Source organism: Aeromicrobium sp. (assembly GCF_050700635.1).
GTDB lineage: Bacteria > Actinomycetota > Actinomycetes > Propionibacteriales > Nocardioidaceae > Aeromicrobium.
In genome coordinates this window covers 1-10,673 of the sequence record NZ_JBOHDT010000044.1, presented here as the reverse complement: position 1 = coordinate 10,673, position 10,673 = coordinate 1, and the positions used below count along the sequence as shown (strand labels likewise).

The 10,673-nt window shown below is 69.4% G+C and carries 8 protein-coding genes and 2 pseudogenes; 3 read left to right on the top strand and 7 right to left on the bottom strand.

Annotated features, from left to right (window positions below):
- Both ACRDPN_RS03260 and ACRDPN_RS03255 read right to left on the bottom strand, forming a co-directional pair.
- Nucleotides 1-314 (bottom strand): annotated as a pseudogene (locus ACRDPN_RS03260) (hypothetical protein); the annotation flags it as partial.
- Between the two features lie 36 nt (nt 315-350).
- Nucleotides 351-986 (bottom strand): dihydrofolate reductase family protein, encoded by a 636-nt coding sequence (locus ACRDPN_RS03255; protein ID WP_431445889.1) that lies wholly within the window; start codon nt 984-986, stop codon nt 351-353.
- 51 nt (nt 987-1,037) lie between these two features.
- Here ACRDPN_RS03255 and ACRDPN_RS03250 point away from each other — a divergent pair, with 51 nt between their 5' ends.
- Both ACRDPN_RS03250 and ACRDPN_RS03245 read left to right on the top strand, forming a co-directional pair.
- The gene (locus ACRDPN_RS03250) at nt 1,038-1,868 is read left to right on the top strand and encodes a PPK2 family polyphosphate kinase (protein ID WP_431445888.1); all 831 of its coding nucleotides are present in this window, start codon (nt 1,038-1,040) and stop codon (nt 1,866-1,868) included.
- Entirely contained in the window at nt 1,868-2,500 is a 633-nt protein-coding gene (locus ACRDPN_RS03245) for a hypothetical protein (RefSeq protein WP_431445887.1), read from the top strand. The genes ACRDPN_RS03250 and ACRDPN_RS03245 overlap by 1 nt, the downstream gene beginning before the upstream one ends.
- Before the next feature lie 247 nt (nt 2,501-2,747).
- Here ACRDPN_RS03245 and ACRDPN_RS03240 read toward each other — a convergent pair whose 3' ends face one another.
- The 4 genes from ACRDPN_RS03240 to ACRDPN_RS03225 all read right to left on the bottom strand — a co-directional run bounded on the left by ACRDPN_RS03240 (nt 2,748) and on the right by ACRDPN_RS03225 (nt 7,962).
- On the bottom strand, nt 2,748-3,506 hold the full coding sequence (locus ACRDPN_RS03240; protein WP_431445886.1) for a sirohydrochlorin chelatase: 759 nt from the start codon (nt 3,504-3,506) through the stop codon (nt 2,748-2,750).
- 181 nt (nt 3,507-3,687) lie between these two features.
- Entirely contained in the window at nt 3,688-5,388 is a 1,701-nt protein-coding gene (locus tag ACRDPN_RS03235; RefSeq protein ID WP_431445885.1) for a nitrite/sulfite reductase, read from the bottom strand.
- A gap of 289 nt (nt 5,389-5,677) precedes the next feature.
- On the bottom strand, nt 5,678-6,304 hold the full coding sequence (locus ACRDPN_RS03230; RefSeq protein ID WP_431445884.1) for a hypothetical protein: 627 nt from the start codon (nt 6,302-6,304) through the stop codon (nt 5,678-5,680).
- An 11-nt stretch (nt 6,305-6,315) separates the two neighbouring features.
- The gene (locus tag ACRDPN_RS03225; RefSeq protein WP_431445883.1) at nt 6,316-7,962 is read right to left on the bottom strand and encodes an acyl-CoA dehydrogenase family protein; all 1,647 of its coding nucleotides are present in this window, start codon (nt 7,960-7,962) and stop codon (nt 6,316-6,318) included.
- A gap of 17 nt (nt 7,963-7,979) precedes the next feature.
- Between ACRDPN_RS03225 and ACRDPN_RS03220 the strand changes: the two genes are divergently transcribed.
- Complete coding sequence (locus ACRDPN_RS03220) at nt 7,980-8,969, top strand: YihY/virulence factor BrkB family protein (RefSeq protein ID WP_431445882.1); 990 nt, start codon at nt 7,980-7,982, stop codon at nt 8,967-8,969.
- Nucleotides 8,970-8,993: 24 nt separating this feature from the next.
- On the opposite strand, the pseudogene ACRDPN_RS03215 reads toward ACRDPN_RS03220, so the two are convergent.
- A pseudogene (locus tag ACRDPN_RS03215) lies at nt 8,994-10,673 on the bottom strand (AMP-binding protein); the annotation flags it as partial.

Below are 10,673 nucleotides of genomic sequence, written 5' to 3'. Positions count from 1 at the left end.
GGGTCGTCCTCGGTGAGCGTGACGGTGACCTGCTGGCCGCGAGCGGTGAGGAGCGCGGCGCTTGCATCGAGCTCGGCCTGGCCGGCGGACGACAGCTCGTTCTGCACGTCGGCGATCATGTCGGCGTCGGCGATGGTCATGATCTGGCCGCCGCCCAGCGCGCTCATGGAGGACGCGAGCAGCGACGCGGACGTGTCGACCGGCAGGAGCAGGTGGTAGATAACGGTGTCGTCGAGCCCCTCGTGCAGCGCGACCACTTGTTCGGAATCAAGATCGGAGAGCTGCCGCTCGATGAGCAGGGTCACGTCATACATGTCGAGCTCCCTTCGCCAGGTACCTCACCTGAGATTCTACGTCCGATCGCGCACCCAGCGGGTGAGCAGAACGTCGCCGACGGGGACCGCGTGCCCCAGCGTCATCCCGTGCGCGACGGGGAGTCGGCTGTGGGCGATGCGCGGTGCATCGCCCGAGGTCAGCATCGGCGCGATGGTCAGGCAGACCTCGTCGACGAGATCGTGCGTGACGAGGTCGCCATGCAGGGTCGGACCGCCCTCGCACAGGATGCGACGCCACCCGCGCGATTGGAAGTCGTCCAGCACGGCCGGCCAGTCGATCTCGATCTCGCCGTGCGCGATGACCTCGACGCCGGCCGCCTGCAACGTCTCGACCCGATCGGACGCGGCGTCGGTCGTGGTGATGACGAACAGGCCGGGACCGACCAGGCGCTCGTGGATGTCGAGACGCCGGCTCACCAGGGCCAGCGGCGTCGACACCGACCGGTACTTCTCGATGCGCGCCGTGCCTGCGCCCACCATCACCACGTCCGCGAGTCGGCGCAGCAGCTGGAACACCTCGCGGTCGGCTTCCCCGCCCAGCGAGTCCGTGACGCCACTGACGTCGTGGGCGGCGCCGTCGACCGTGGAGACGAAGTTCGTCCGCAGCCATGGACGATCGGTTTCCGGATAGGCGTAGAGATCGGGGTCCATGACGACGAGGTTAGGGCGTCCGTCGGGTGTGGCTCGGGCATACTGCCGGTCATGGCGACCTCGCTGCGTGAGCTGCTGTCCGGAGTCACGACGCTCGCGGACGTCAACTCGCGATCCACGCCCGGCTTCGACGGCGACAAGAAGGACGCCCGGGATGCGATGGCGCAACTCGGCGAGGAGCTGGCCGACCTGCAGGAACGACTCTGGGCGAACGGCACGCGTGACGACCCGCGGACGGTGCTGCTCGTGCTTCAGGGCATGGACACGTCGGGCAAGGGCGGCACGATCCGGCACGCCGCCGGGCTCGTCGATCCTCAGGGCCTGCGCATCACGTCGTTCAAGAAGCCGACACCCGAAGAGCTCGAGCACGACTTCCTCTGGCGCATCGAGAAGGCGTTGCCGCCGCCCGGCAAGATCGGGATCTTCGACCGCTCGCAGTACGAGGACGTGCTCATCTGCCGCGTGCGCGAGCTCGCGGCCGCAGAGGAGATCGAACGACGGTACGACGCGATCAACGACTTCGAGCAGGCCTACGTCGAAGCCGGCGGCACCATGATCAAGTGTCTGCTGCACATCACCGCCGACAACCAGAAGGAGCGGCTCACCGCGCGCCTCGACGACCCCACGAAGCACTGGAAGTACAACCCAGGCGACGTCGACGAGCGGGCGCTGTGGGACGACTACCAGCAGGCCTACGACCTGGCACTGGCAAGATGCTCCACCGAGCCGGCTCCGTGGTTCGTGGTTCCGAGCGGACGTAAGTGGTACCGCAACTGGGCTGTGGCGACCCTGCTGCTCGAGCACCTGCGAGCGCTCGGGCTCACCTGGCCGGCCGCCGACTTCGACGTCGACGCCGAGAAGGCCCGGGTCGCCGCGTCCTGATGGCAGATGTCGCCCGCTCGGCCGTTGAGATCGCCTCGGCGCAGGTCGACCGGGTTCGTGACGACCCCGATGAGCGGCTGGAGCTGCTGCGGCGCACGTACCGGACGCCGGCCCGAAGGACGCACCTTCCCTACCGGCGAGCCGCGTCGGCGTTCATGGGTTGGCAGCTGCACCGCCAACTCCTCAACCCGCCCCACGCTTCGCCGGGCGGGAGCTCGTGGTGGCGCGCTGTGAACGAGCGGCTCCTTCACGACGGTTGCGAGGCTCGTGCGCTGGCGTTCGGCCGTGCTGGTGACCCGAGCTCACCCAGTGTGACCGCCACGCTCACGTTCATTCGGGAGCCGACCGCTCGGAACTGGTACCGGGCTCACAACCTGAGCATCGTCAGCGCCTACCTGGAGAACGAGGACCTGGCCTGGCGTGAGGATCGGGTGGAGCGCTTCTTCATCAATCTCGTCCTGGTCCGCGTGCTCTACGCCCATGCACTCGTCGCCGCGCCCCGGATCGCGCTCGGCTGGCTCGCTCCCGTGGCACCCGCGCTCGGCGATCCTCGCCTGGGGATGACCGCGATCTTTCTGTCCCTGTCCCGGGTTCTTCCCGACAGGTATCCGCTTGGTGAAGACGTTCACTAGTACGTCGAGGCCGAGCACGGCTTCGGCCATCTCCTGGACGTCGGCGTCATCCAGCCCAGGTTCTCCCACCTGTACGCATGGTCGTCGCGCGAGCTCGGGCTCCCGCAGCTACGCGATCTCCTCGACGACGGAGTTCCCGCCTACGCCTGGGACGCCGAAGATCACGAGCCCTGGGACCCGCGACCGTCGGGTCTGGCGCGAGTCGCCCGGCGTCTGGTCCGACCGCCGTCCGCCGGCTGAGTCGGGCTCAGGCGAACATGGCCTCCAGCGGCACTAGGTCGACGGCACCGACGGCGTATCGGGCGAGGATCACCTCGGCGACGACGGAGTCGGCTCCAAGCGGTTCGGCCACCGCCACCGCGCCGGCCTCGAGGGCGAGCTCGGTGACGCGGTCGCTGAGGAACCCAGGCGCCAGGAAGAGCATGCCGACGGCGATGTGACGCCGCCCGTCGGCGCGGTGCGTGCGCACAGCCTCACCAGCGGCCGGCGGTGCGGTCGACGCGAACGCGGCGATCGTCGGCAGCTTGTGGCGAGCACCCCAGGCCCGCGCGGCGCGGGCGATGGCGGCGTTGGCGAGTGGGTCGGACGAGCCGGCCCCGGCGAGCACGAGCGCGTCGAGCTCCCGGACGCGGTTCTTCGAGAGGGCCTCACGCAGACGCCGGTCGAGCACGTGGAGCAGCGCCTGCTCGACCCCGAGCACCTTCGTGATCGCGATCTTGACGCCCGGATGACGTCGCAGCGCGGTGTCGACGACGCCGGGGACGTCGACGGACGCGTGGTAGGCGTCGGTGAGCAGGAGCGGCACGACGACGATCTCGCCGTGTCCCTCGGCCACGAGGCGGTCGACGACCTCGTCGAAGGACGGCTCGACGAGGTCGAGGAACGCCGGTTCGATACGCAGGTCGGGACGCATGCACGACACGGCCTCCGTCAGGGCAGTGATCGACTGGGCAGAGCGCGGGTCGCGGCTGCCGTGGGCCAGCGCGATGAGTGCTGGAGCGGTCATGGTGCATCCCTCCTTCCAGAGGTTGTGGGGTCGTGCTGGGGGTTGAGGATTCCGATGAAGCCGAGCTTGAAAGCCCGCTGACAGGAGCGGCACTCCCACTCGCCGTGGGTCTCACCGTGCGGGCGGAGATCTTCGTCGCCGCAGTATGGGCAGTGGAACGGGACTGCGCGGGCGCCGGTGGTCATCGCAGGATCTCCTCGTCGGCGCGGGCGACCCAGGTGGCGAAGTTCTCGCCGTCGGCGCGGTCGTCGAGGAAGTGACGGACGACCTTCTCGACGTAGTCGGTGAGGTGCTCGGTGGTCACCTTGTGGGCCCGTAGCTTGCGGCCGAAGCCGGCGTCGTGCCCGAGCGCTCCGCCGAGGTGCACCTGGAAACCCTCGACCTGCTGTCCGTCCTCGTCGAGCACGAGCATGCCCTTGAGCCCGATGTCGGCCGTCTGGATGCGCGCACAGGAGTTGGGGCAGCCGTTGACGTTGACGGTGATCGGGGTGTCGAGCTCGGGCACGCGTTCCTCGAGCTCGGTGACGAGCTCGGCCGCACGCTGCTTGGTCTCGACGATGGCGAGCTTGCAGTACTCGATGCCCGTGCACGCCATGGTGTTGCGCCGCCATTGGGACGGACGTGCGCGCAGGCCCAGCTCGTCCAGCGCGGTGATGAGCGACTCGACCCGATCCTCCTCGACATCGAGAACGAGCAGCTTCTGCATCGGTGTGGTGCGCACGCGAGTGGAGCCGTGTGCCTCGACGACGTCGGCGATCTGGTTCAGCAGCGTGCCGGAGACGCGGCCGACGCTCGGGGCGGCGCCCACGATGAAGCGGCCGTCCTTCTGCCGGAACACACCCACGTGGTCGACGGGCGTCTCGGGCATGTCGGGTGCATCGAGGTCGATGAGCTCACGCTTCAAGTACTCGCTCTCGAGCACCTCGCGGAACTTCTCGATGCCCCAGTCGGCGATGAGGAACTTCAGCCGCGCGCGCGAGCGCAGACGACGGTAGCCGTAGTCGCGGAAGACGCTGGTGATGCCCTCCCACACCTCGGGGACCTCGTCGAGCGGCACCCACGCTCCCAGGCGCTTGGCCAGCATCGGGTTGGTGGACAGGCCGCCGCCGGCCCAGACGTCGAAGCCCGGGCCGTGCTCGGGGTGGACGGCGCCGACGAAGGCGATGTCGTTGATCTGCGGAACGACGTCGTGGCCCGGGTGACCGCTGATCGCGGTCTTGTACTTGCGGGGCAGGTTCGAGAACGCACGGTCACCGATGTAGCGGCTCTCGATGGCCTCGATCGCCGGCGTGGCATCGATGATCTCGTCCTCGGCGACGCCGGCGACCGGGCTGCCGAGGATGACGCGCGGGCAGTCGCCGCAGGCCTCCTGGGTCGAGAGTCCAACGGACTCGAGGCGCTCCCAGACGTTCGGGACGTCGCGGATGTCGATCCAGTGGTACTGGACGTTCTGTCGGTCGGTCAGGTCGGCGGTGTCACGGGCGTGCTCGATGGACAGGTCCGCGACGGTGCGCAGCTGGTCGAGATCGAGCTGCCCGCCGTCGATGCGCACGCGGAGCATGAAGTAGCGGTCGTCGAGCTCCTCCGGCTCGAGCGTCGCGGTCTTGCCGCCGTCGATTCCGGGACGGCGCTGGGTGTAAAGACCCCACCAGCGGAACCGCCCGCGCATGTCGCCGGGATCGATCGAGTCGAAGCCGCGGTGCGCGTAGATGTTCTCGATGCGGGCGCGGACGTTGAGCGGATTGTCGTCCTTCTTGGACTGCTCGTTGGGATTGAGGGGTTCCCGGTAACCCAGCGCCCACTGACCTTCGCCGCGCTTCGGTCGCGGGCGCGCCGGGCGGCTCGGTGCCCTCGGTGCCTTGGTGTCGGTGACCGGTGCCATGAACTTCCTTCGGGGGAGGGCACACGGCGGACGCGTCAGGGGAGCGGGCTCGCCGCGCGCCGGGGGTCGAATGCTGGTGGATGCGCGCGAATACTCAGCGACAGATCATCGTGCGCGCGCGACCGAGGTCGACGTGGAGTCGCTCCACGAGCCAGGTGGTCCGCGCGTTCAGCATGCTGACAGTCTGCGGAGCGAGGTGCGCTCAGACAAACAGTTGTCTCGATACTCGGGACAACTGCCCACGATACGAGACGGTCAGGCATTTCCCACGCGGAGGGTGTGGCTTGGATCACTCCTCGGCCGGAGTGACCAGGGTGATCGCGTACGCACCGACCACCGAGGCGACGACACCCGCGACGGCCGCGATTCCGGCCGTCGTCCACGACACCAGACCGGCTGTGGCCAGACCGAGCACCGCCGCCGGGTTGAGCGCGACGGCGAGCCCCACGCCGAGTGCCGCGCCAGCCAGCACCACCGGCGCCGCCGCCCACATCGCGTGCTCTCCGCCGTCGATCGCGAGGAACACCCAGGACGAGAGGATGGCCAGCACCGCCACCACGATCCCGGTGGCGATGCGCGTCGGGTCGGTCCACACGAGCGAGCCGCCGAGACGGTCGTCCAGCCCGAGCACCGCGAAGCCGCCGAGCACGGAACCGACCACCTGGGCGGCGATGATCGGCAGCAGGAACGACGCGGAGCGCCGGCCGACGAGAGTCAGCGTCACCGCGGCGGCGGGATTGGAGAGGGCGAGGCCGGACTCGTCCTCGGTCGTGTGCAGCGTGGCGATCCAGGTGGTCAGCACGGCGACCGCGGCAACAGCCAGCACGGCCAGCGTGGCGTCCGGGGCCCTCAGCGCGAGGGCGGCGACGAACGTGGTGATGGCTGCGAGGAGCGCAGCCACGGTCAGGGATCGCATCAGGTGAATCCTCAGTTGATGTGTGGTGTGGTCCGGGCGACGATTCCGGCGAGGTCGAGGCCGCGGGGGAGTGTGCCGAACGTACCTGCCCAGTCGCCGGCGAGACGGGAGGCGCAGAACGCGTCGGCCACGGCAGGGTCGCCATGACGCACGAGCAGTGCGCCCTGCAGACATGCCGCCATCCGGGACGTGATGCGGCGGGCGTGATGCTCGGCGTCGCTGAGGTCGGCCAGCTCGGTGAGCACGTCCTCGACGGCTGAGTCGAGACGATGATCCTCGCCTCGGGCCGCTCCGACCTCGGTGATCCAGGCGTTCAGTGTTTCCGGCTCACGGCCGAGTGCGCGCAGCACGTCGAGGGCATTGACGTTGCCGCTGCCCTCCCAGATGGAGTTGAGCGGCGACTCGCGGAACAGCAGGGGCATACCCGATTCCTCGACGTAGCCGTTGCCGCCGAGGCACTCCAGGGCCTCGGCCACCATGAAGGGCGTCCGCTTGCAGACCCAGAACTTCTCGAGCGCCAGGCCGATGCGCCGAAGCCCCTGCTCGTGGGCGTCATGCGGCTGGTCGACGGCGGCGGCGAGCCGGAGCGCGACCGTCGTGGCCGCCTCGCTCTCGACGGCGAGGTCGGCCAGCACGTTGATCATCGCCGGCTGGTCGGCGAGCGTGGCCCCGAAGGCGGAACGATGCGCGGCGTGGAACGACGCCTCGGCCAGCGCCTTGCGCATGATGCTCGCCGAACCCAGGATGCAGTCCATCCGAGTGGCCGAGACCATCTCGATGATGGTGCGGATGCCGCGTCCCTCGTCGCCGAGCCGGGTGGCCCACACATCGTGGAGCTCCAGCTCGCTGGACGCGTTGGAGCGGTTGCCGAGCTTTTCCTTGAGTCGGACGATCTGCATCGTGTTGCGGCTGCTGTCGGGCAGCACGCGGGGGACCACGAAGCAGGTGACGCCCTCGGGCGCCTGCGCGAGCACGAGGAAGACGTCGTTCATGGGGGCCGAGGTGAACCATTTGTGCCCGGTGAGGAGGTACTCACCGTGCGCGTCGGTGGGGCGAGCGACTGTGGTGTTCGTGCGAAGGTCGGATCCGCCCTGCTTCTCGGTCATGCCCATGCCGGCGAGCAGACCGGCCTTCTCCTCGGGCGGACGCAGGCCGAAGTCGTACGTGGTCGAGGCGAGGCCGGTGATCCACTGCTTGGCGAGTGCGTCGTCGGTGCGCAATGCGGGAACGACGGCGTACGTCATGGTGATCGGGCACATGTGGCCCTGCTCGGACTGACCCCACGCAAAGAAGCCGGCTGCCCGCTGCAGATGGGCGACGGGGCTCTGCGACACCCACGGAGCCGCCGTGAGCTCGAAGCCGACCCCCTGTGTCATCAGCCAGTGCCACGACGGGTGGAACTCGACCTCGTCGATGCGGCGACCGAAGCGGTCGGCGGCATGCAGCACCGGCTCGTTCTCGTTGGCCAGGTGCCAGTGCTCCCGGGTCTCGGCCGATCCGGCCAGCCGGCCGATCGGCGTCAGGGACAAGCGGACGTCGGCCGCGTGGTCGCCTCCGAACGCGTCGACGGCGTCGAGCAGCGCCTGGTCAGCTGCGGCGACGTCGTAGTCGACCAGCGGCACCGACTGGTTGCTCGGTGTGCGCTGGAGGGGATCCATGTCGATACCGTAGGGCCATGGCGGCGGAACCGGTAGATCAGCCGGGCGTCCCCGAGGCGGGCCGCCCGCAGGTCGTCGACCTCGCGCGCCGCCTGGTCGCCAGAACCGTCAGCAGCTGCTTCCGGTACCGCGTCACCGGGCTGGCCGCCGAAGCGGCGTTCTTCGCGATCCTGTCGCTTCCGCCGCTGGTGTTCGGGCTCGCCGGCACGATCGGGTACATCGCGCGGTCGTTCGAGGTGACCCAGATCGACGTCCTCAAGAACCGCGTCATCGATCTCGCCTCGCAGGCACTCACGCCGTCCACGGTCGACGCGGTCATCACCCCCACGATCGACGACGTGTTGCGCGGTGGCCGCCTCGACGTCATCTCGGTCGGCTTCGTGCTGGCTCTGTGGTCGGGCTCGCGGGCGCTCAACGTCTTCATCGACACCATCTCGATCATGTACGGGATGGGCGGGCACCGCAGCATCGTCAAGACCCGCGCGCTCTCGTTCACGCTCTACGTCGTCGCGCTGCTCATCGGCATCGTGCTGGTTCCGCTGGTACTGGCCGGACCGGACGTGGTCGCCGACATCATCCCGGACAGCACTGCGTACCTGCGCGAGCTGTACTGGCCGTCGGTCCTGGTGCTGTCGGTGGGGTTCACGACGTCGTTGTACCACCTGTCGGTCCCCGCCAAGAAGACATGGCGGTCGGGGGTGCCGGGTGCGGTGTTCACCCTGACGCTGTGGATCCTGGGCAGCTACTTCGTGCGCTGGGCGCTGGGCTTCTCGGCGGCCGGCACCTCGATCTACGGTCCGCTCGCCGCCCCGATCGCTGTCCTGCTGTGGCTATACGTGCTGTCGATCTCGGTACTCATCGGCGCCGCCATCAACGCGGCCATCGACGCCGAGCGGCACCCGCGCGACGACGCGGACCAGGGCCTGCCGAAGGCTGACGACGGCGCGCTCGACCCCGTCGAGCAGCGGGGTCGACAGCCGGTGGTAGGCGAGTCCGACCAGGAGTGACGAGAGCGTCGCGAGCAACGGGTAATCCATCTCCAGGTGAGGGTAGATCTGCCAGTGCGTCAGGTAGATGGACAGGGAGGCGGCGGCCAAGGCTCCGCAGGCCCTGGCCACCGCGGCGGGCAGGCGGAGCGGGGGCGCCCAGATGAGCAGCACGATGCCCGTGACGACGATCGCCTCGCGCCAGGTGTCACCGAAGAACCCGAACGTCAGCAGCGGGATGAGGGCCGTGACGAGAGCGCGCTGGATCGCGGACTGCGCGCGCGCCGCGGCCCAGCCGAGAGCGAAGCACCACAGGACGATCGTGCCGATGTAGCGCTCCGTGGGGCCGGCTTCGACGCCGACCAGGGCAAAGCGCAGACCGGCCGCCACCGCGACGAGTCCCAGCGCGCAGGCGAACGGTGCGCGTTGCTCGAGCCGTCGCGCGACCGGGACGGCGAGGACGGCCGTGACGCCCAGCAACGTCCAGACGATCGCCTCGAGAAACCAGAACTGCCAGTCGAGCGTCCAGCGGTCCGAGCCGAGGAACCCGTTCGCCATGAGCGCGGTTGCCGGCTCGTAGTCCGACGTGAACAGGACGAGCGCGGCGATCCACAGGCCGCTGGGCAAGGCGATACGCCAGGCGGTGCCGGCTAGTCGTAGAGCCGCGTGCCGGTGGCGCGGCAGGAACCTGGCCGCGTTGTATCCGGCGACGGCGAGGAGCACGTGGGCACCGCCTATGACGGTCAGCAGGTTAGCGTGCGTCGCGATGATCAGCACGATGGCCAACGCGCGCAGGAGCACGCTCGGGTCGATGCTCGTTCCCCGGCGTGGTTCTCGGGTCCCGCACGAGAGCTCGGCGATGGAGCGCAGGTGCCAGTCGCGGGGAAGGCGGTCGAGGCGCTCGCCGAGACGCACCGACAGCTCGACGTACGACAGGGAGTCGGCGCCGAGTCCGACGAAGCTGTCCGCTGGCGTGACGCCGTCGCGGCCGAGCAGGCCGGCGTAGAGCTCGCACAGGTCGTCGGCAGATGCACCGCCGGCGCGTCGTGGAGCCTGCTCGGCGACTTCGGAGGCGATCGTCGCCACCGCTCGGTGGTCGGTCTTGCCCGACTCAGTCGTCGGGATGTCTTCTCGAACCGCGTGGACCACCCAGAGCGGCAGGTCGCACAGCTCGGCGACGGCGTCACGGGCGCGCGCCATGTGCCGGCGCCGCTCGACGACCACCACCAGTGACCCGTCGACCTCCGCACAGGCCGCCGGCATCCCGGCCGCGTGCAGGTGTCGCTCGATCTCGTCCAGATCCAGCCGGAGCCCGAACACCTTCGCGAACCGACTGCGGCGTCCGACCACTTCGAGCAGACCGCCCGGGAGCAACCGGCCCAGGTCGCCGGTGCGCAGCTCATCGAGCTCGTGCCCGCGAGCGAGGTCGGCCGCGGAGCTTGCGTAGCCCATCATCACGTTGGGGCCGGAGTAGACGAGCTCGCCGATCGACGGGTCGGGGACGTCGTCGACCGGATCGAGTCGCACCTGGCCGCCTGGGATGGCGACGCCGATCGCGGACGGATGGCGTTCCGCCAGTGCGGGCGGCAGGTAGGCCATCCGTGCGGTGGCCTCCGTCGCGCCGTACATGACGAAGAAGTCCCAGCCGCGGCGCTGCCCGAGTCGCAGGTACTGCGTCACCCGTTCTGGGGCGAGCTTTCCGCCGGCCTGGGTGACGTAGCGGAG